Here is a 19438-nt window from a genome sequence, read left to right on the forward strand (position 1 = left end):
CCGTGCCCGCGGGTTCGCCACCGGGTGACGAGGTGGGGCCCTCGGCCGTCGTCCGGCCGCCACTCGGCTGTGGCTCGTCGCGCCGGTCCCCGCGCCCCTTGACGGGCGCCTCCGTGCTCGCGCCTTCGGTTCCGGCCGGGGTCCAGGATTCGCCGCGCCTGCCGGCGTCCATCGCCTCGTTGGCGAGGCGGTCCGCGTGCTTGTTCTGCTCGCGGGGGATCCACTGGTAGGTCACCTGCGAGCGCGGAAGGATCCGGCCCGCCTCCGCGGCCAGCGGCCTCATGTCGGGGTGCTTGATCTGCCAGCGGCCGGACATCTGCTCGACGACCAGCTTGGAGTCCATCCGGACCCGGACCCGCGCGGCGGGATCGAGGTCGCGGGCCGCCCGCAGTCCGGCGACCAGGCCGCGGTACTCCGCGACGTTGTTGGTGGCGACCCCGATGTACTCGGCGCGCTCCACCAGCGTCTCCCCCGTGACCGCGTCGATCACCACGCACCCGTAGCCCGCGGGCCCCGGGTTGCCCCGGGAACCTCCGTCGGCCTCGACGATGAACTCCCGCACGCGCCGGACTCCCTGACTGTCTACAGACCGGACTCGGACGTACGCACCAGGATGCGACGGCAGTTCTCGCAGCGCAGCACGGTACTGGGGGACGCCGCCTTCACCTCGTTGACCTCGGTGATGTTGAGCTCCAGGCGGCAGCCCTCGCAGCGGCGCTGGTACAGCCGGGCGGCACCGACGCCACCCTGCTGCTCGCGCAGCTTGTCGTAGAGCTTGAGCAGATCGGCGGGCATGCTGGCCGCGACGACCGCGCGCTCCTTGGCCACCGTGGCGGCCTCGGTGTCGAACTGCTCGAACGCCGCGTCGCGCCGACCGGTCGCGTCGTCGATCTTCGACTGGACGGACGCGTCGCGCTCGGTCAGCTCGGCGACCCGCTCCTGCGCGGACTCACGGCGCTCCATGACCTCCAGGACCACGTCCTCCAGGTCGCCCTGGCGCTTGGCGAGGGAGGTGATCTCGCGCTGGAGGTTCTCCAGGTCCTTGGGGGAGGTGGCGGCACCCGAGTCGAGGCGCTGCTGGTCGCGGACGGCGCGCTGGCGCACCTGGTCCACGTCCTGCTCGGCCTTGGTCTGCTCGCGGGCGCAGTCGCTGTCCTCGGTCTGCGCGGCGACGAGCAGGTCGCGCAGCTGGGTGAGGTCCTTGTTCAGCGACTCGATCTCGGCGTGCTCGGGAAGCGACCTCCGCCGGTGCGCGAGCTGCTGCAGGCGGGCGTCGAATGCCTGGACGTCGAGAAGTCGGATCTGGTCGGCGGGCTCGGCGTTCAGTTGGGGGCTCCTGATGTGTCGTTGTGAGAGGCCGCGTGAGCGGTCCAGGGGTCGGTGACCGTCCGGGAGACGTGGACGCGCAGTCCCCATCCCTTCCGGTCGGAGATCTCGTCGAGCTGGGCTGCGGCCAGCTCGCACCAGGGCCACTCGGTGGCCCAGTGCGCCGCGTCGAACAGCGCGAGAGGACTGTGGGCGCGCGCCTCGGAGACGGGGTGGTGGCGCAGGTCCGCCGTGAGGAAGGCGTCCACACCCGCGGCGCGTACGTCGTCGAAGAGGCTGTCGCCCGAGCCGCCGCTGACGGCGACGGTGCGCACCAGCGCCTCGGGGTCGCCCGCGACGCGGATGCCCTGCGCGGTGGCGGGCAGCCGCTCGGCGGCCCGCGCCGCGAGCTCGCGCACGGTCAGCGGGTGGTCCAGTTCACACACGCGGCCGAGGCCCCGGCGTCCCTCCGGGTCCGTGGGGTCGGGCACGAGGGGTCGCAGGACCCGCAGGTCCAGCGCTCCGGCGAGGGCGTCGCTGACGCCCGGGTCGGCACGGTCGGCGTTGGTGTGGGCGACGTGCAGCGCGATGTCGTTCTTGATCAGGGTGTGCACGACGCGGCCCTTGAAGGTGCCCGCCGCCACGGTCGTCGTACCGCGCAGATAGAGCGGGTGGTGCGTGACCAGCAGGTCGGCGCCCAGCTTCACCGCCTCGTCGACGATGTCCTGGACCGGGTCGACGGCGAACAGCACGCGCGTGACGTCCTGGTCCGGATCGCCGCAGACGGTGCCGACCGCGTCCCAGCTCTCGGCCTGCTGAGGAGGCCAGAGGGATTCGAGCGCGGCGATGACTTCAGACAGACGGGGCACGGGGAAAGGCTACCTGGCCCGGGTGCCTCTCCGACCGGCCGCGGACCGCCGGGCCGGTGCACGGGCGGCCGATCGTCCCCGGCGGCCCCCGCAGCGGCTCCGTCCGCCCCCGTCGCCGGACGCGTTCGCCCCTCCCCTCCCCCGCCGTTCAGCACATCCGCCCCCGTTCCCTCAGGCGAATCCCGACATGGCCACCCTTATGTGTGAAGCCGCAGCCCGTCGGTCCCCCGTCTGTGCGTGCGAAAACTAGCTTCGTCGCCGGAGGTGACCGAACGATGACGGCCGGTGCGACGGAGCCCGTGGTGGCGAGCGAGGGTGGGATGGGCGACGGGGACGACGACGTCGCGAGTGGGTGGGCCGCTCCGCCCGCCTGTGTCATCACCGCGGACGGGACCTACGGGGCGCGGCTGACCAGCGACGGCGAGTCCTGGTACCCGGAGCGCTGGACGCTGGACGGGCCGGAGCCGTACGCCGTGCCGCTGCCCGCCCACCAGCCGGAGGAGCCCGGCACCGAGGTGCTGCCGCTGACGGACGGGAGGGTGCTGATCCATCGGATCGCCGACGGGCGGCACACGTTCTCGCTCCTGTACCCCACCGGGCCGGGCACCGGTGAGCTGCCGCTCGGGGCGGTCGAGTGCCCCGACCCGGGCACCCGGCTGCGGCTGCTGCCGCCCGCGCCGGACGGGGAGCGGGCCTACGCGCTCGCCGTGGGACGGGGGTCCACGGCGGTGTGGCTGGTCGCGGGCGGCGCGTTCGGCCCCGAGCATCTCGCCGAGGTCCCGGGCCACTGCTCGGGAGGGGTGTGGCTGGACGGCACGGGCCGGCTGCTCGCGCTGGACCGCTTCCACGGCGGCCGCACCAAGACCGTCGTCGTCGACCTGGAGCGCGGCGGAGAGGTCTCGCCGCTCCTCCAGATCGCCGAGCGCAGCAACGACCGGCTGCTCCTCGCGGACGCGGACAGCGGACTTCTGCTGATCCGCTCCGACGCCCCCTCGCCCGGCCGGGAGCGGCTCGGCTGGGGGGTGCTCGGCAGCACGCTGCCGGTCCGCTTCCCGGAGTGCCTGACGGCGACGGGCTGCTCGATCACGCCGTTCGCCATCCAGCCGGGCCAGGTGCTGACCCCGGAGACGTGCGCGGTCGCCCTGCGCATCGACGGTCCGGGCGGCACCTGGGTGGGCATGTGGCGCCCGTCCGAACGCCGGATCGACCACCGGCCCGCGCCCGAGGGCTGGCTGGCGGGCACGGGGCTGTGGACCCGGGAGGGCGCGCTTCAACTGCCGTACGCGAACGGGGGCGTGCCGTGCGGTGTCGCCCGGCTGCAGGTGTCCACGGGGGCGAGGGAGCCGGACCGGGGGGACCCGGCTCCCTCCGAGCGCCCCGCGCCTCGGCCGGTTCCCCTTCAACAGGCCTCCCTGAACGGCCGGTTGACCACCTCCCGGAACCCGGCGGTGAGCGCCGGGCCGGTGGTCCGCACCGTCTCGGCCCACCCGGCCCGGCACGCGGACGTCACCCCGCAGCCCTCGCGTGCCGGCGCCGGCCCCGCGATCCCGGCCGCCGGGGTACGCCAGAACGCCGCGGCCCCGGAACCCCGGCGCGCGGAGACGCCGAGTGCGGAGACACCAAGTGCGGAGGCCCCGATCGCGGGGACGCCGGTCTCGGGGGTACCCACAGCGGAGGCGCCGCGTACGGGCCCGCATCTCCACGCCGCACCGGTCGGGACGGTCGGGGCCCAGCGCGCCCCGGCTCCGTACGGCACCGCCGACGCCGACGCCGGGCCGGTCGAACCGGAGCGGCACGCAGCGCCGGTCACCCCCGAGCCGGCGGAACCCCGTCGGCCCAGGCCGGGTCTCTGGACCAAGGTCGCCGCGACGCCCCCGCCCGGCAGAAGTCTCGGTGCCGGGTTCATCGCGGCACTGCCCCGCGAGATCGAGGTGCGCCCGGCGTTCGTCACGGGCGGCGGAGCCGAACCGCCGCTGGAGCGACCGGGCTTCGGCGGAGGCCAACTACCGGTGACGCACCGGGAGATCGATGCCGGTCAACTCTCGTCGACGCAGCCGCGGTTCGGTGACGATGAACTCCTTTCGCCGCAGCCGGAGTTCGGTGGCGGTCAACTCTCGCCGACGCAGCCGGAGTTCGGTGGCGGCCACCTACCGTCGACACTGCCGGACTTCGGCGAAGGTGAACTACCGGTGGAACAGCCGGAGTTCGGTGGCGGCCACCTACCGTCGACACTGCCGGACTTCGGCGAAGGTGAACTACCGGTGGAACAGCCGGAGTTCAGCGGCCCCCCGCAGCTCCCCGCCTCCCCGCAACTCCCCGACACTCGGCAGCTCCCCGCCTCCCCGCAACTCCCCGACGCTCGGCAGTACCCCGTTCCCACCCAGCTCCCCGACCACCAGCGGCCCCTCGCTTCGGTCCCCCTCCCGGACCACCAGCAGACCCCCGGTCCCGCCCGGATCGCAGGCGCGCCGGAGTTCACAGGTTTCACGAAGATCGCGGACTCCCCCGGCCCCGGGAGCTTCACGGACTTCACCAAGTTCCGGGGGCAGACGCCGCTGCGGAGCTTCGAGTCCGAGGGCCTCCCGCCCGAGCAGCCGTGGGGCGACGCGCATCCGGCTCACCCTCAGGCACCCGCGCACCACGCGGAGCGGAGCCCCGAGAGCCCCGAACGTACGGCGTCACCGGACCGTCCCGAACACCAGGACACCCCCGCCCGTCGCACGCCCCCGACCCACCGCCGCCCGCTGCACGCCGGCCCGCCCATGCCTGTCGGGCCGGTCACCGAGGGAGAGGGCTCGGGAGGAGAGGGCATGCTGCCCGCCGCCCTCGGCCCGATCGCGGCCGTTGCCGGAAGCCCGGTCGCAGCCGCACCCGGGGATCCGGCGGCGGTTGCTCCCGGAGGCGGGGAGGAAAGGGGCGGAGAGGATGAAGAAACGTCACCCTCCGCCACCCGGTCGATGACGGCACGTTAGACTCCCCCGGCTGAAAAGAAGGATCTTGCATACGGGGTGAACACTTCAATGAACGACACCAGCACTACGGAAACGCGGGGCTCGAACGTCCACGAGACGTCGACGGCCCGGTCGGAGGGCCACGGCAAGCACCGTGGACCGGTCTCCGGCCACGACGACGAGGCGAGCCCCCAGGGGCGTCACCGCAAGCCGTCCGGCCAGTCCGGCCAGTCCGGCATGACGATCTGACGGCTCCGACGGTCCTCGTCGCTTCGACGATCCGACGGCACTCGGCCCCGCTCGCACCATGACGAGCGGGGCCGTTCCGCGTCCTTGTCCGCGTCCGTGCGCCTGGTACGTGTGCGTGGGGGCCGTCGGGCCGTGCGATCGCCGACGCGTGGCGGCACCGATCAGCGAGCGGTGCCGTCCCGGTCCCTCTTGAGGCCCAGCACCTCGGCCGCGGCGAACGTCTCGCCACGCGGCCGGTCCGCGTAGTACGGGGTGAGCAGCGCGTCGAGTTCGTCGTGGCTGAAGGTGTCCTGCTTGCTGTCGAACCGGGCGGCCACCCGCGGGCGTTCGACGACGGCGACCATGCCGCCGTGCACCACGAGGAGCTGTCCGTTGACGTCCGCGGCGGCGGGCGAGGCCAGATAGCCGACGATCGGGGCGACGTGCTCGGGCGCGAGCGGGTCCAGTCCCTCGTCCGGCCGCCCGAATCCGGCGAAGACGTCCTCGGTCATACGGGTCCGGGCGCGCGGGCAGATGACGTTGGCCGTGACGCCGTACTTGGCGAGTGCCAGGGCCGTCGAGGTCGTCAGCCCGACGATCCCGCCCTTCGCCGCCGCGTAGTTGGGCTGCCCCGCCGATCCGGCGAGGAAGGCCTCCGAGGAGGTGTTCACGATCCGCCCGTACACCGGCGCGCCGGTGGCCTTGGAGCGGGTCCGCCAGTGCGCCGAGGCGAAGTGGGTGGTGTTGAAGTGTCCTTTGAGATGGACCCTGATGACGGAGTCCCACTCGTCCTCGGTCATCGAGAAGACCATGCGGTCGCGCAGGATGCCCGCGTTGTTGACGAGGATGTCCAGTTTCCCGAACTCGGTGACGGCCGACTCGACGAGCTCGCGTGCCTGTTCGTGGTCGGCCACGTCCCCGGTGTGGGCGAGGGCCCGGCCGCCCGCGGCGCGGATCTCCGCGGCGACCTGTTCCGCGGGGGTGGCCGAGGCCTCGCCCGAACCGTCCCGTCCGGACTGTCCGAAGTCGTTGACGACGACGGCCGCGCCGAGCCGTCCGAGTTCCCGTGCCTCGGCCCGGCCGAGGCCGCGGCCCGCGCCGGTGACGATCGCGGTCAGCCCGTCAAGTGGCAGTGACATGAGGGTCCTTAGCGGTTGTCGTGGAGGGCCTCGGAGGGCGGTGTCCCGCGGGACCTCTCGCCCCCCTCGTGCTCAGCGGGCCCTCGGCGGTCTCGGAGCGGTCAGATCTCGATGCACGTCCGCAGTGCGGTGCCCGAACGCATCTGGTCGAGGGCCTCGTTGATCCCCGCGAGCGGTACCCGGTGGGTGATCAGGCTCTCCAGGTCGATGCGTCCCGCGCGCCACAGGGCGATGGTGCGTTCGTAGGAGCGCAGGACGTCGCCGCCGCCGTACATGGAGGGCAGGATGCGCTTCTCGTCGAAGAACAGCTCGAACATGTTGAGCTGGAGGAAGTCGTCCATGGCGCCCGCCCCGACGACGACGAGCGTGCCGCCGCGACGGGTGTGGTCGTAGGCGGTGCGGGCGGTGGCGGACCTGCCGACGACCTCGAAGACGTAGTCGAAGCCCTCACCCGCGGTCACCGACTGTTTGGCGTCGCCGAGTTCCTCGGGCGACACGGCCTTGGTGGCGCCGAAGCGGAGGGCGGCCTCGCGGCGTGAGGCGACCGGGTCGACGGCGACGATCTCGGCGGCTCCCTTGAGGCGGGCGCCCTGGATCGCGGAGATGCCGACGCCTCCGCAGCCGATGACGGCGACCGACGAACCGGCTTCCACGTCGGCGGTGTTGAGGGCGGCGCCGAGTCCGGTGGTGACGCCGCAGCCGATCAGGGCGGCGATGTCGAAGGGCACGTCGTCGGGGATCGGGACGGCGCAGCCCGCGTCGACGACGACCTCCTCGGTGAAGGTGCCGGTGCCGGCGAAGCCGAAGACGTCGCCGCCGGGGCGCCTGAAGTTGGGGGTGCCCGCGTTCATGAAGCCGGCCAGGCACAGCTCGGTCTGGCCGCGCTTGCACGCCGGACAGGCGCCGCAGGCGGGCAGCCAGCAGACGACGACCCGGTCGCCGGCCTTCAGGTGCCCTACCCCGTCGCCGACTTCGATGATCTCCCCGGCGCCCTCGTGGCCGGGGACGAACGGCGCGGGCTGCGGCAGCACGCCGTTCATCGCGGACAGGTCCGAGTGGCACAGCCCGGTGGCGCGGACGCGGATGCGCACCTTTCCGGGCCCGAAGCCCACCGCCTCGACGTCGTCGAGGACTTCGAGCTTGTCCTGGCCTATCTCGTGCAGTACGGCTGCGCGCATGGTGCGGCTCCCCTCGGGATGGTTCGTGCGACGGGTCACGTGAGTACGGCGGTCAGGTGTGTTCGACGGTGGTGTCGGCGAGGACCGGCGCGTCGTCCCGTTCGGCCGCGCTCACCGCCACCCGGACCGCGCCGTCGTGGCGCCACATCCGGATGCGCAGGGTCTCGCCGGGGAAGACGACGCCTGCGAAGCGTGTGGTGTACGAGCGGACGCGGGTCACGTCGCCGCCGAGGAGGGTGTCGACGACGGCCTTGAGCGTCATGCCGTACGTGCACAGCCCGTGCAGGATCGGCCGGTCGAACCCGGCGAGCTTGGCGAACTCGGGGTCGGCGTGCAGCGGGTTCCAGTCGCCGGAGAGACGGTAGAGGAGCGCCTGGTCCTCACGGACCGGGCGTTCGACGGTCCGGTCGGGTTCACCGGCCGGCGCTTCGAGGCGGGTGGAGGGGCCGCGGTCGCCGCCCCAGCCGCCTTCGCCCCGTACGAAGATCTGGGCGTCGTTCGTCCACAAGGGGCCTTCGGCGTCGGCCACTTCGGTGCGCATGACGAGGACGGCGGCCTTGCCCTTGTCGTAGACCGCGGCGATCCGGCCGGTGGCGGTCGCCGTGCCCTCGGCGGGGATCGGGCGGTGCAGCCGGACGGTCTGGCCGCCGTGCAGCACGCGGGCGAGGTCGACGTCGACGCCGGGCATGGAGAGACCGCTGATCACGCCCGGTGAGCCGGCGCCCGCCACGGTGGCGAAGCTCGGCAGGACGTGCAGCCTGGATTCGAGGGTGTAGCGCAGCTCGTCGAGGTCGGTCGCGGGAACGCCCGCGCCGAGGCCGAGGTGGTAGAGCTGGACGTCCTTGTGGTTCCAGGCGATCTCGCCGGTCCGCGGTTCGGCGGCGACGGCCTTGGCGGCGTCAATGGGCATGGGGCTCCTGACTCGACTGCGCGAAAGACCTCGGTGCGGCCGTCCGCACCGTCGGCCGCACCGAGGTCGACACCGGGGCCGGGGAACCCGCCCGTTCTAGAACGCGTTCCAGTCCGGCGAACCCCTGTATAGCCCAGCGCCCAGCACTTGTGAAGACTCCTGACGGTATGTCAGATCGAGTCGTGGCGTGGGCCCGCCGGGGGTGACGGGCCCACTCCGCGGCGACCGTGACATTTGTCCCGGCGGACTGCTGACAACTGCATCTGTCGGTGGCTTCGCCTGACCCCTAGCGTCGTTGTCATGACACAGACGACGGGGGCACCACCGGCCGTGTCCTTCACGGGGGCGGTCAAGACGTTCGGCGCGGTGCGCGCGGTGGCCGGCATCGACCTGGACGTGGCGCGCGGTGAGACGGTGGCGCTGCTGGGGCGCAACGGCGCGGGCAAGTCGACGGCGATCTCGCTGCTGCTCGGCCTGAACGAACCGGACGGCGGCTCGGTCGCGCTGTTCGGTGGCCGGCCCGAGGCGTCGGTGCGGGCCGGCCGTGTGGGGGCGATGCTCCAGGACACCCGGCCGGTGTCGCGCGTCACCGTCCGGGAGCTGGTCTCCTTCGTGGCGGGCCGCTATCCCGCGCCGCTCCCGGTGACCGAGACGCTGCGGCTCGCCGGCGTCGAGGAGCTGGCGGGGCGGCGGGTGGACCGGCTGTCCGGCGGCCAGGCGCAGCGGGTGCGGTTCGCGATGGCGCTCGCCGGGGACCCCGCGCTGATCGTCCTCGACGAGCCGACGGCCGCGCTGGACGTGGAGGCGCGGCACGCGTTCTGGGAGTCCATGCGGGCCTACGCGCTGCGCGGCCACACCGTGCTCTTCTCCACGCACTACCTGGAGGAGGCCGACGCGCACGCCGACCGGATCGTCGTCCTCGACCGGGGGCGGGTCGTCGCGGACGGGACCGGGGAGGAGCTGAGGCGCTCGGCGGGCGGCGGCCTGGTCGCGTTCGACCTGGCCGGGCGAGGCGCCGACGGTCTGGCGCTGCTGCCCGGCGTGGTGGCCGTGGAGGTGCGCGGGGACAGGGTCCGGCTGCGCACGGACGATCCGGACGCGACGGTGATCGCACTGGCCGCACTGGGTGCGATACGCGGCCTCGAGGTCGCCCCCGCGTCGCTGGACGACGCCTTCCTTGCCCTCACCTCGCACGCTCTGGAGACGGTGTGATGCTCGACTACCTGCGGCTCGAAGTGCGCCGGACGCTGCGCGACACCGGCTTCGTGATCGGCGGCGTGGCGATGCCGGTGATGATGTACCTGCTGTTCACCAACCTGGGCGGCGGGGACGACGGCACGTGGAAGACGGCGTCGATGGTGGGCATGGCCGCGTACGGCGCGGTGGGCTCGGCGCTCAACACCGGGGGCGGCGTCGCCGAGGACAAGGTGACCGGCTGGCTGCGGCAGTTGCGGGTCACGCCGATGACGTCGCGCCAGGTGGTGCTCGGGCGGGCGCTGACCGGTTCGGTGACGGTGCTGCCGGCGATCGTGGCGGTGCTGGCGGCCGGCGGACTGGTCAACGGCGTACGGCTGGACGTCTGGCAGTGGGCGGCGACCGCCGTGCTGCTGTGGGTCGGCTCGGTCCCTTTCACCCTGCTGGGCCTCGGCAACGGCTACCGTCTGACCGCGCAGACCACGGGCGTCGCGAACATGGTGTGCAACCTGGGACTGTCGGTGGTCGGCGGGCTGTGGTTCCCGCTCGCCCTCTTTCCCGGCTGGCTGCGTTCCGTCGCGGCGTACACGCCCACGAACCGGTTCGGGGAGCTCGGTGTGTCGGTCACGGAGGGCCGTGCGCCGTCGCTCGTCGCGGTGGCGGTGCTGACGGCCTGGCTGCTGGCCTTCGGCTCGTACGCCGTCGTCTCGTACCGTCGTTCCGCACGAACCGTCTGAACGGGGAGCGGACATGTCCTTGATGAGAGGCCTCACCTGTCAGGTGCAGGCGTGGCGGGCGGAGCGAGCCGACTGGAAGGCCGGCATGGAGCGGTACAAGGCCGACCGGCGGGCGGCCCGCCGCAACGGCGAGAAGATGCCCGAGAACCCGGGCCCGCCGCCCACCGGCTTCGCGCTGCTGCCGTGGCTGCTGATGGGGCTGGGCTCCTTCTCGAACCTGCTCCAGGGCAGGACGGCACAGCCGTGGATCGGCGCCGTGGGCCTGTTCGCCTTCAACTCGCTGTACATCTACGTGACCTTCCGGGCGTTCGTGAAGGACAAGCGGGAGTCCCGTTCCACGCGGGTGGCGCTCGTCGTGATGGGCTTCATCACCTGCGGGCTGGCCATCGGGTACGGCGGGAGCTGGCTGTACTTCTTCCCACTGCTCGGGCTGGCCACCGGGGCGGTGCTGCGCGGTCCGTGGCTCGGGAGGGCGGGCCTCGCCCTGACCCTGCTCGCCGCGGTGGTGTCGTCCGTCCGGGCGGGCTGGGACGCGGTGAACGTCGCGTACGGCACGTTCCTCTCGACGATGGTGACTGCGGCGATCCTCTCCCTCTCCGAGGCGGTGCGTGAACTGCGGTCGGCGCGTGAGGAGTTGGCCAGGCAGGCGGTCGAGAAGGAGCGGATGCGCTTCTCCCGGGACCTGCACGACCTGCTCGGGCACACGCTGTCCGTGATCGTGGTGAAGTCGGAGGCGGCCCGCCGGCTGGCCCCGCGTGACCTGGACGCGGCGCTCGTGCAGGTCACGGACATCGAGTCGGTGGGCCGGCAGGCCCTCACGGAGATCCGCGAGGCGGTGACCGGCTATCGGGAGGGCAGCCTCGCCACGGAGCTGGACCGCGCCCGCTCGGCGCTGTCCGCGGCACGGGTGGAGCCGGTCGTACGGCAGTCCGGGCCGCCGCTCGTCCCGCAGACCGAGGCCCTGCTCGGCTGGGTGCTGCGGGAGGCCGTCACGAACATCGTGCGCCACAGTGACGCGACCGGCTGCGAGATCACCGTCGACGGCACCCCGGACCTGGTCCGCCTGACCGTCTCGGACAACGGCACCGAAGCCGCCCGGGCCACGCCCGAAGCGGGCGGCGGCACCGGCCTCAAGGGCCTCACCGAGCGTCTCGGCGCGGCGGGCGGCTCCCTGGAAGCGGGCCGGACGCCCCGCGGAGGTTTCCGGGTGAGAGCCGAACTGCCGGTGGAGGCGGTGAACTTGACGGGGATACCCGGCTAGGGCGTGCGGGGCCTCGGCGCCGAGGGTGCGCGCCGGGTGACGCCGGGCCGGCGGCGACGACCGTACGGGGGCCGGTCGCCCGAGAGAGCGGCGATGCCGGGCCCGGAACCGGGCGGTCCGCTGCGGTGGGCGGCCCGCTGCGGTGGGCGGCCCGCTGCGGTGGGCGGCCCGCTGCGGTGGGCGGCCCGCTGCGGTGGGCGGGCCTGCGCGGCCGGCGTCGCCGCGCGGGCCCACCGGGGAAGGGCCGATGGCCGGCCGGTGGCGGTCGCCGCCGCCTACCCTTGGCCCGTGAACGAGATGCCCCGGGACCACCGCCCCGCCAAGTCCATCCGCGTGCTGCTCGCCGAGGACCAGGGGATGATGCGCGGGGCGCTCGCCCTGCTCCTCGGGATGGAACCGGACATCGAGGTGGTCGCCCAGGTCTCCGCGGGCGACGAGATCGTGGACACCGCGCTCGTCAGCCGGCCCGATGTGGCCCTGCTGGACATCGAGTTGCCCGGGATGAGCGGGCTGGACGCCGCCGCCGCACTGCGCGAGGAGGCGCCGGACTGCCGGGTGCTGATCCTCACCACCTTCGGCCGCCCCGGCTATCTGCGGCGGGCCATGGAGGCCGGTGCGGCCGGGTTCCTCGTCAAGGACGGGCCCGTGGAGGAACTGGCGCAGGCGGTCCGCCGGGTGCTGACCGGCGAGACCGTCATCGACCCGGCGCTCGCCGCCGCCGCGCTCAGCGCGGGGCCCAGTCCGCTCACCCCGCGCGAGTGCGACGTCCTGAAGGCGTCGGCCGACGGCGCGACGGTCGCGGACATCGCCGCCCGTGTCCATCTCTCGGAGTCGACCGTCCGCAACTACCTCTCCTCCGCCATCGGCAAGACGGGCACCCGCAACCGCATGGAGGCGATGCGCGAGGCGCGCCAGCAGGGGTGGCTGTAGCGCGGACGGCCGGCAGGGCGACCGGTCCTCAGGACCGCTCCGCCACCTTCGTCACCTTCGCCACCCCCGAGCGGTAGTCCGCGCCCTTCGGTGCCACGCACGTGAACCAGTTCGCCCGCGACCCGTCCACCGGCCGGACCAGGTCCTCGAAGCCGCCGACGAGACCCGTGCCCGGAGCGGCCGGCGCGGCCTCGACCTTCGTGCCGTCGTCCCAGGTGCAGGTGACCTCCGTCGCGGATGGAGCGACCCGGCCGACGACGAGTCGCCGGGAGCCGTCCGCGGCGTCCGGGGCCAGCAGCGTCGAGGTGCTCTCGACCCGCCCGTCGGCGGGCATGCCTCCCTTCTCCACCGGCGCGTTCATGAACGTCGCCACCGTCCCGCCGTCCCGCATCAGACGGCCGTAGTACCAGCCCTTGCCGACCAGGTCCGAGGGGGCGTGGACGCCGGTGGGCGCGAGGCCGTACGCCCGCATCGTGTTCAACTGGGCGCGCGCCTCGGACGCGTTCCGCGGCGCCCCCCACACCAGGGCCTCCACGGTCCAGTCCTCGCCGTGGTCGGTCCCGCGCGCCACGGCCGTGCTCCGCGGCTTGTCGACCTGCCGGGAGTCCGGTGCCGCCGGGGCGGTCGCGGCCGGCACGACCCGGCGTCCTTCGCCGACCGTCCCTCCGGCCAGGGCCAGCGTTCCCGTGGAACCGGCGACGACGAGGGCCGCCGCCGCGACCAGGGCCCAGCGGCGTGCCCGGCGCCGGCGTCCACCGCGCACCAGCTCCTGGTACGGGACGGCGCCGATCCTGACCCCGTCGGCCGCTTCCGCGAGCAGGAGGGCGAAGTCCCTGTCCGCCGCCATGTCGTGGTTCGTCTCCCGGTCCGCGCCCATCACGCCCGCCCTCCGTAGGTCACCATGTCGGCCAGGCCCGGTACGACACGGAGTTTCGCGATTCCCTTGGCCGTGTTGCTCTTCACCGCGCCGACCGAGCAGCCCATCGCCGCGGCCGTCTGGATCTCGCTCAGGTCCTCCCAGTAGCGCAGGACCACCGCCTCCCGCTGCCGCGGGGGCAGTTGGGCGAGTGCGGTGAGCAGAGCGCCGCGGTCGTCGGCCCGCGCGATCGGGTCCCCGCGGTCGGGGACCTCGCGTGTCAGGCCCGAGTCGTCCCTCGGCGCGAGGAACTCCTTGAGCTTCCTGCGGTGTCTGCGCGCGTGTGCGTTGATCATCACGCGCCGTACGTACGCCTCCGGTTCGTCCGCCGCGGCGATCCTGCGCCAGGCGACGTACACCTGCTCCAGCGTCGTCTGGACCAGGTCCTCAGCGGCGTGCTGCTCCCCGGTCAGGAGAAACGCCGTACGCATCAGCCGCGGCCAGCGGCCGAGGACGAAACGGTGGAACTCCTCGTCCCGGGACTGCTTCCGATCCCCCATGAACACCTCCTCGATGCGTGAAGGAGTCCACGAGGGGCCGATCCCGTTGCCTCATCCCCGTGACGTTCTCCGTGGCAGCCATACGAGCATCAGGGCCGCGCCTGCCAGCAGCAGGGCGGCGCTGGTGCGGAAGGCCAGGGCGTAGCCGGCGGTGAGGGACTCGGCGGAGGCGCTGTCCGCCGTGCGCGCCGCGGCGATGGTGGACATGACGGCGAGGCCCAGCGAACCGCCCATCACGCGCGAGGTGTTGACCAGTCCCGAGACCAGGCCCGCGTCCTGCGGGGTCGCGCCGGAGGTGGCGAGGGTCGCGAGGGGGGTCTGCGCCAGACCGGCGCCCGCCATCATCAGGATCCCCGGAAACATGATCGCCGTCAGGTAGGTGCCGTCCGCCGTCATCGTGGACTGCCATCCGAAGCCGGCCGCGGCGAGCAGGGTGCCGAGGACGGCCACGGTGCGCGGTCCGGCCACCGGCATCAGCCGGGGTGCGAGTTTCGAGCCGAGGACCACCGCGAGGGAGCTGGGCATCAGGGCGAGGCCGGCGCCGAGGGGCGAGTAGCCGAGGACGTTCTGCGCGTAGAGGGTCATGAAGAACCACATGCAGAACATGGCCGAGCCGTTGACGAACATCGCCGCGTTCGCCGAGGACACCGAGCGCACCCGCAGCAGCGCCAGCGGCATCAGGGGTGCTCCGGTCCGCGCCTCGACGGCCAGGAAGGCGCCGATGAGGACCAGTCCGGTGCAGAGCGGCACCAGGGTCGCCGCCGAGGTCCACCCCTCGGCCTCCGTCTGCACGATCCCGTAGGCGAGGGTGGCGAGACCGGCCGTCACGAGGAGCGCGCCCGGCAGGTCCGGGCCCCGCCCGTTCCCGGCCCGGCTCTCCACCAGCCGGCGGGCGGCGACGGCCAGGACCACGGCGCCGACGGGCACGTTGATGAGCAGGACCCAGCGCCAGGACAGTCCGTCGACCAGCAGCCCGCCGACGAGCCCGCCCGCGGCGCCGCCGCCGGCCCCCACGGCCGTCCAGGTGGCGATGGCCCGCGCGCGTGCGGCGCCCGCCGGGACGGCGGACGTCAGGATCGTCAGCGTCGAGGGGGCGAGCACGGCGGCCCCGAGCCCCTGCACGGCCCGCGCCGCCAGGAGCTGCGGGCCCTCCTGTGCGAGACCTCCGCCGACCGAGGCGAGGGTGAAGAGGGAGAGCCCGACCAGGAACATCCGCTTGCGGCCGTACAGGTCCCCGGCCCGGCCGCCGAGCAGCATGAACCCGGCGAAGGCGATCGAGTAGGCGTTCACCACCCACTGCAGCCCCGGCGCGCTCAGCCCGAGGTCGGCCCGCATGGACGGCAGCGCCACGTTGACCACGGACACGTCGAGGACGACGAGGAACTGTCCGGCGCAGGCGAGCGCGACCACCACCCAGGTGGGCGGCGCGGCCGGTGCGGATATGCGGGTGTCTTCAGCGGCTCGGAGCATGGATGTCATGCTCTCAACCGGCGGATGCTCCTGGCATCGGGATTTCGGCGCAGCGGGGTGTGCGCCGCGGGACCTAGGACCCGGAGCGGTGTGCGGGGGCGGGTTCAGGTTCCCGTGCGGAGCAGGGTGACCACGGCCGCGCCGCCCAGGCCGATGTTGTGGGCGAGTCCGACGCGCGCGCCCGGCACCTGGCGGGCCGCCGCCTCGCCCCGCAACTGCCGGACGAGTTCGGCGACCTGGGCGATGCCGGTCGCGCCCAGCGGATGCCCCTTGGAGATCAGACCGCCCGAGGGGTTCACCACCCAGCGTCCGCCGTACGTCGTCGCGCCCGACTCGACGAGTTCGCCCGACTCGCCTTCCTCGCACATGCCGAGCGCTTCGTACGTCAGCAGCTCGTTGATGGAGAAGCAGTCGTGGAGTTCGACGACGTCCACGTCCTCGATGCCGAGTCCGGAGCGTTCGTAGACCTGGCGCGCGGCGTCGCGGGACATCGGCAGGCCGACGACGTCGATGCAGGAGCCGGAGGCGAAGGACTCCTCGGTGTCGGTGGTCATCGCCTGCGCGACGATCTCGACGGCCCTGTCCCCGAGCCCGTGCCGGTCGACGAACCGTTCGGACACGACGACCGCGGCGGCGGCCCCGTCCGAGGTGGGCGAGCACTGGAGCTTGGTCAGCGGGCGGTGCACGGTCCGGGCGGCGAGGATCTCGTCGACCGAGTACACGTCCTGGAACTGGGCGTGCGGGTTGTGCGCCGAGTGCCGGTGGTTCTTGGCGCCGACGGCGGCGAGCTGGGCCTCCGTGGTGCCGTACCGCTCCATGTGCTCACGGGCCGCGTCGCCGAAGATCTGCGCGGTGGGCGGGGTCATCTCGAAGCCGTGCCGGGCGGCCATGATCCCGTAGTGGCGGGCGACGGGAGAGGTCGAGAAGTCCCCGCCGTCCGCGCCCGATCCGAGAGCGCCGCGCTTCATCTTCTCGAAGCCCAGCGCGAGGACGCAGTCCGCGAGGCCGCCCTCGACGAACTGCCGCGCGAGCATCAACACACTCGCGCCGGTCGCGCAGTTGTTGTTCACGTTGTACACGGGCACGCCGGTCAGGCCGAGTTCGTAGGCGGCGCGCTGGCCGGCGGTGGAGGCCTGGAAGCAGTAGCCGACGGGGACCTGTTCCACATCGGTGTAGGCGATCCCCGCGTCCGCGAGGGCGCCGGAACCGGCCTCGCGGACCATGTCCCAGTACTGCCAGTCCCGGGTCTCGGGCTTCTCGAACCGGGTCGTGCCGACCCCGACGACGTACGACTTCACAGCGGTCCTGGCGGTCTTGGCGGTCATGGCAGTGGCTCTCCTAGTCTCGTGGCAGGCCGAGGATGCGTTCGGCTACGACGTTGAGCTGGACCTGCGTGGTACCGCCGGCGATCGTCAGGCAGCGGGAGAGCAGGAATCCGTGGACGGCCCGTTCGCCGGGGCCCTCGCACGACGCGCCTTCGGGTCCCAGGAGTTCGAGGGCGAGTTCGGCGACCCGCTGCTGGTGGGCGGTCTGCACCAGCTTCCGCACGGAGGCGCCCGCACCCGGTTCGGTGCCGGACACCCGCTGGAGTGTGGTGCGCAGCCCGATGCAGGCCAGGGCATGCGCCTCGGCGAGGAGGGTGCCCAGCCGGGCTCCGTCGGTGTCGGCCCGGATCAGCGCCTCCAAGCCCGTGTCGAAGGTCAACTGGTCGGCCATGTGCACGCGTTCGTTGCCGAGCGTGTTGCGGGCGACCCGCCAGCCGTCGTCGACCTCGCCGACGACCGCGTCCGCGGGCAGCAGGACGTCGTCGAAGTAGACCTCGTTGAACAGGGAGTCCCCGGTGATCTCCTTCAGCGGTCGGACGTCGATGCCGGCCGCGGTCTTCATGTCGACGAGGAAGTAGGTGAGCCCCCGGTGCTTGGGCGCGTCCGGGTTCGTCCGGGCGAGCAGGATGCCGTGGTCGGCCCACTGCGCCGCGCTCGTCCACACCTTCTGTCCGTTGATCCGCCACCGGCCGTCCGCGGTGCGTTCGGCGCGGGTGCGCAGCGAGGCGAGGTCGGAGCCGGCGTCCGGTTCCGAGAAGAGCTGGCACCACAGCAGGTCGCCGCGCAGCGTGGGCAACAGATAGCGCTCCTGCTGGGAGGCGGTCCCGTAGGCGATGAGGGACGGCACGACCCAGGTGGCGATCCCGAGGTCGCTGATCCGTACGCCCGCCGCCGCCAGCTCCTGCTGCACGGCGAGCTGCCGGACGGGCCCCGCGCCGAGTCCGTACGGCGGGGGCAGGTGCGGGGCGGCGTAGCCGGTGGGCGCCAGCGAGCGGCGTACCGCCGCGGGGTCGAGACCGCGCACCGGGTCGATCACCCGGCGCGCCTCGGACCGGTACCTGTCGGCCTCCGGCGGGAGTTCGAGGCGCAGTTCCCGTCGTACGCCGTCCCGGGCGAGCCGCGCGGCCCGGCGCAGGTGTCCGCTCCCGGCCCCGTACAGCTGTCGCGCCACCAGGGCCCGGCGCAGATACAGGTGGGCGTCGTGCTCCCAGGTGAACCCGATGCCGCCGAGGATCTGGACGCAGTCCTCGGCGCAGGTGAGGGCGGCGTCGAGGGCGGTGCCCGCGGCGAGGGATGCCACCAGTTCCCGTACGGGGGACGGTTCCCGTACGGCGCGTGCCGCGTCCCAGGTGAGGGCCCGGGCCTGCTCCAGCCGGACGAGCATGCCGGCGCACAGGTGCTTCACGCCCTGGAACCGTCCGATGGGGCGGCCGAACTGTTCGCGGACCCGGGCGTGCCCGGCCGCCGTGTCCAGCGCCCACGCGGCGGTACCGCAGGCGTCCGCGGCGAGGACGACGGCGGTGAGGTCCCGGACCGTCGACGGGGTCGCCGCGAGCACACGGTCGGCGCCGACGCGGACCCCCTGGGCGCGCACCTCGGCGGTCCCCCGCGTCGGATCGGCGCTCTCGTGCGGCCGTACGACGAGATCCTGGGCGTCGACGACCAGGCGGACGAGCGCGCTCCCGGACCCTGCCTCTTCGCCGGCCCCCGGATCGCGCGTCTCCGCTTCACCCGTCTCCGGAGGCCCGGCGGGCCCGCCGTTCGCGACGGATGCCGCGAGCACCAGGACGTCCGCGTCGGCGCCGGACAGTACGGGGGGTGCGACGCCGTCGAGCACGTATCCGCCGCCGGCGGCGGCGACGGCGGTCAGGGAACCGGCGCCGAACGCGACGGCCCCGACGCGCTCCCCGCACGCCAGGGCCCGTACGAGATCGCGGTGCCCGCTCGCCGCCCGGTCGCCCTCGCCGGGGGCAGCCGCCGCGGCCGGAGCCGCGGACGTCGGGACGGCCGACGCGAGAACCGCCGCGGCGAGGACGCTCGCGAGGAAGGGACCCGGCAGTGCCGCCCGCGCGGCCTCCTCCACGACCACGGCGAGGTCGAGGAGGTCGCCGCCGCCCCCTCCGTACGCCTCGGGAAGGTGCACCGCGAGCAGCCCCTGGGCGGCGAGCGCGTCCCAGAACGGCGGCCGCCCGGCGCCCGGGGCGTCGAGGAGTTTGCGGACCTCCTCGGGTGGCACGGCGCGGGCGATCCAGCCGCGGACGGCCTCGGCCAGCTCCCGCTGTTCCGGCGTGATCGCGATGCCCATGCGTGCCTCCCCGACGGCCCAAGGTGCGTGGATCCGCGCCAGACTAGAACACGTTCCATTCTGACGGTAGGTCAGATCCCCATGGAACGGTCAAGAATTCGTTAGTACGCCGAAGCATCGGAATAGTTGCCCGGGCACACCGGGTTCTCCTTGCACGTATCCCGCACGGATCAGCCGACCGACGTCCCCGCATCCGCATGGATCAGCCCGACCGACCGTC

At 73.4% G+C, this 19438-nt stretch carries 16 protein-coding genes and 1 pseudogene; 6 read left to right on the forward strand and 11 right to left on the reverse strand.

Going from position 1 to position 19438, the window contains the following annotated elements; translation table 11 throughout:
- The 3 genes from ACIRQH_RS23835 to ACIRQH_RS23845 all read right to left on the reverse strand — a co-directional run.
- Nucleotides 1–562 (reverse strand): reverse transcriptase-like protein (locus ACIRQH_RS23835; RefSeq protein WP_404226954.1); only part of this gene is annotated, 562 nt, incomplete at its 3' end.
- A gap of 20 nt (nucleotides 563–582) precedes the next feature.
- Nucleotides 583–1326: a zinc ribbon domain-containing protein gene (locus tag ACIRQH_RS23840; protein WP_404227038.1), complete on the reverse strand. Its 744-nt coding sequence runs from the start codon at nucleotides 1324–1326 to the stop codon at nucleotides 583–585.
- Nucleotides 1323–2174: a Nif3-like dinuclear metal center hexameric protein gene (locus tag ACIRQH_RS23845; protein ID WP_388864896.1), complete on the reverse strand. Its 852-nt coding sequence runs from the start codon at nucleotides 2172–2174 to the stop codon at nucleotides 1323–1325. Before ACIRQH_RS23845 ends, ACIRQH_RS23840 begins: the two co-directional genes overlap by 4 nt.
- A 275-nt stretch (nucleotides 2175–2449) precedes the next feature.
- On the opposite strand from ACIRQH_RS23845, the pseudogene ACIRQH_RS23850 reads away from it, so the two are divergent.
- Together ACIRQH_RS23850 and ACIRQH_RS23855 are read left to right on the forward strand one after the other, a co-directional pair.
- Nucleotides 2450–3494 (forward strand): annotated as a pseudogene (locus ACIRQH_RS23850) (hypothetical protein); the annotation flags it as partial.
- 1700 nt (nucleotides 3495–5194) lie between these two features.
- Complete coding sequence (locus ACIRQH_RS23855) at nucleotides 5195–5374, forward strand: hypothetical protein (protein WP_404226955.1); 180 nt, start codon at nucleotides 5195–5197, stop codon at nucleotides 5372–5374.
- A gap of 161 nt (nucleotides 5375–5535) precedes the next feature.
- Here ACIRQH_RS23855 and ACIRQH_RS23860 read toward each other — a convergent pair whose 3' ends face one another.
- From ACIRQH_RS23860 to ACIRQH_RS23870, 3 genes are all read right to left on the reverse strand, one after another.
- Complete coding sequence (locus tag ACIRQH_RS23860) at nucleotides 5536–6492, reverse strand: 3-oxoacyl-ACP reductase (protein WP_404226956.1); 957 nt, start codon at nucleotides 6490–6492, stop codon at nucleotides 5536–5538.
- Between the two features lie 101 nt (nucleotides 6493–6593).
- Nucleotides 6594–7670, reverse strand: coding sequence for a Zn-dependent alcohol dehydrogenase (locus ACIRQH_RS23865; RefSeq protein ID WP_355877336.1), 1077 nt, complete (start codon nucleotides 7668–7670; stop codon nucleotides 6594–6596).
- Nucleotides 7671–7722: 52 nt separating this feature from the next.
- A complete protein-coding gene (locus ACIRQH_RS23870; RefSeq protein ID WP_388929878.1) occupies nucleotides 7723–8580 on the reverse strand; it encodes a MaoC/PaaZ C-terminal domain-containing protein in 858 nt (285 codons plus the stop codon).
- 300 nt (nucleotides 8581–8880) lie between these two features.
- Here ACIRQH_RS23870 and ACIRQH_RS23875 point away from each other — a divergent pair, with 300 nt between their 5' ends.
- From ACIRQH_RS23875 to ACIRQH_RS23890, 4 genes are all read left to right on the forward strand, one after another.
- A complete protein-coding gene (locus ACIRQH_RS23875; RefSeq protein ID WP_404226957.1) occupies nucleotides 8881–9792 on the forward strand; it encodes an ABC transporter ATP-binding protein in 912 nt (303 codons plus the stop codon).
- A complete protein-coding gene (locus ACIRQH_RS23880) occupies nucleotides 9792–10511 on the forward strand; it encodes an ABC transporter permease (RefSeq protein ID WP_404226958.1) in 720 nt (239 codons plus the stop codon). The genes ACIRQH_RS23875 and ACIRQH_RS23880 overlap by 1 nt, the downstream gene beginning before the upstream one ends.
- 13 nt (nucleotides 10512–10524) lie before the next feature.
- The gene (locus tag ACIRQH_RS23885) at nucleotides 10525–11772 is read left to right on the forward strand and encodes a sensor histidine kinase (RefSeq protein WP_404226959.1); all 1248 of its coding nucleotides are present in this window, start codon (nucleotides 10525–10527) and stop codon (nucleotides 11770–11772) included.
- Between the two features lie 297 nt (nucleotides 11773–12069).
- The gene (locus ACIRQH_RS23890; protein WP_358815354.1) at nucleotides 12070–12702 is read left to right on the forward strand and encodes a response regulator transcription factor; all 633 of its coding nucleotides are present in this window, start codon (nucleotides 12070–12072) and stop codon (nucleotides 12700–12702) included.
- Nucleotides 12703–12730: 28 nt separating this feature from the next.
- Here ACIRQH_RS23890 and ACIRQH_RS23895 read toward each other — a convergent pair whose 3' ends face one another.
- From ACIRQH_RS23895 to ACIRQH_RS23915, 5 genes are all read right to left on the reverse strand, one after another.
- On the reverse strand, nucleotides 12731–13579 hold the full coding sequence (locus ACIRQH_RS23895; RefSeq protein ID WP_404227039.1) for a hypothetical protein: 849 nt from the start codon (nucleotides 13577–13579) through the stop codon (nucleotides 12731–12733).
- Nucleotides 13579–14118, reverse strand: coding sequence for a SigE family RNA polymerase sigma factor (locus tag ACIRQH_RS23900; RefSeq protein ID WP_358815307.1), 540 nt, complete (start codon nucleotides 14116–14118; stop codon nucleotides 13579–13581). Before ACIRQH_RS23900 ends, ACIRQH_RS23895 begins: the two co-directional genes overlap by 1 nt.
- Before the next feature lie 51 nt (nucleotides 14119–14169).
- Complete coding sequence (locus ACIRQH_RS23905; RefSeq protein WP_388864883.1) at nucleotides 14170–15597, reverse strand: MFS transporter; 1428 nt, start codon at nucleotides 15595–15597, stop codon at nucleotides 14170–14172.
- A 95-nt stretch (nucleotides 15598–15692) separates the two neighbouring features.
- The gene (locus ACIRQH_RS23910; protein WP_404226960.1) at nucleotides 15693–16913 is read right to left on the reverse strand and encodes a lipid-transfer protein; all 1221 of its coding nucleotides are present in this window, start codon (nucleotides 16911–16913) and stop codon (nucleotides 15693–15695) included.
- A gap of 13 nt (nucleotides 16914–16926) precedes the next feature.
- Nucleotides 16927–19218 (reverse strand): acyl-CoA dehydrogenase, encoded by a 2292-nt coding sequence (locus ACIRQH_RS23915; RefSeq protein ID WP_404226961.1) that lies wholly within the window; start codon nucleotides 19216–19218, stop codon nucleotides 16927–16929.
- Nucleotides 19219–19438: the final 220 nt, after the last annotated feature.

This window comes from Streptomyces sp. NPDC102279 (genome assembly GCF_044766365.1).
GTDB lineage: Bacteria > Actinomycetota > Actinomycetes > Streptomycetales > Streptomycetaceae > Streptomyces.

Coding starts and splice junctions, on each gene's coding strand:
- ACIRQH_RS23880 (WP_404226958.1), top strand. CDS start 9,792: ATGCTCGACTACCTGCGGCTCGAAGTGCGCCGGACGCTGCGCGACACC.
- ACIRQH_RS23855 (WP_404226955.1), top strand. CDS start 5,195: ATGAACGACACCAGCACTACGGAAACGCGGGGCTCGAACGTCCACGAG.
- ACIRQH_RS23885 (WP_404226959.1), top strand. CDS start 10,525: ATGTCCTTGATGAGAGGCCTCACCTGTCAGGTGCAGGCGTGGCGGGCG.
- ACIRQH_RS23910 (WP_404226960.1), bottom strand. CDS start 16,913: ATGACCGCCAAGACCGCCAGGACCGCTGTGAAGTCGTACGTCGTCGGG.
- ACIRQH_RS23900 (WP_358815307.1), bottom strand. CDS start 14,118: ATGGGGGATCGGAAGCAGTCCCGGGACGAGGAGTTCCACCGTTTCGTC.
- ACIRQH_RS23905 (WP_388864883.1), bottom strand. CDS start 15,597: ATGACATCCATGCTCCGAGCCGCTGAAGACACCCGCATATCCGCACCG.
- ACIRQH_RS23875 (WP_404226957.1), top strand. CDS start 8,881: ATGACACAGACGACGGGGGCACCACCGGCCGTGTCCTTCACGGGGGCG.
- ACIRQH_RS23860 (WP_404226956.1), bottom strand. CDS start 6,492: ATGTCACTGCCACTTGACGGGCTGACCGCGATCGTCACCGGCGCGGGC.
- ACIRQH_RS23915 (WP_404226961.1), bottom strand. CDS start 19,218: ATGGGCATCGCGATCACGCCGGAACAGCGGGAGCTGGCCGAGGCCGTC.
- ACIRQH_RS23895 (WP_404227039.1), bottom strand. CDS start 13,579: ATGGGCGCGGACCGGGAGACGAACCACGACATGGCGGCGGACAGGGAC.
- ACIRQH_RS23870 (WP_388929878.1), bottom strand. CDS start 8,580: ATGCCCATTGACGCCGCCAAGGCCGTCGCCGCCGAACCGCGGACCGGC.
- ACIRQH_RS23890 (WP_358815354.1), top strand. CDS start 12,070: ATGCCCCGGGACCACCGCCCCGCCAAGTCCATCCGCGTGCTGCTCGCC.
- ACIRQH_RS23865 (WP_355877336.1), bottom strand. CDS start 7,670: ATGCGCGCAGCCGTACTGCACGAGATAGGCCAGGACAAGCTCGAAGTC.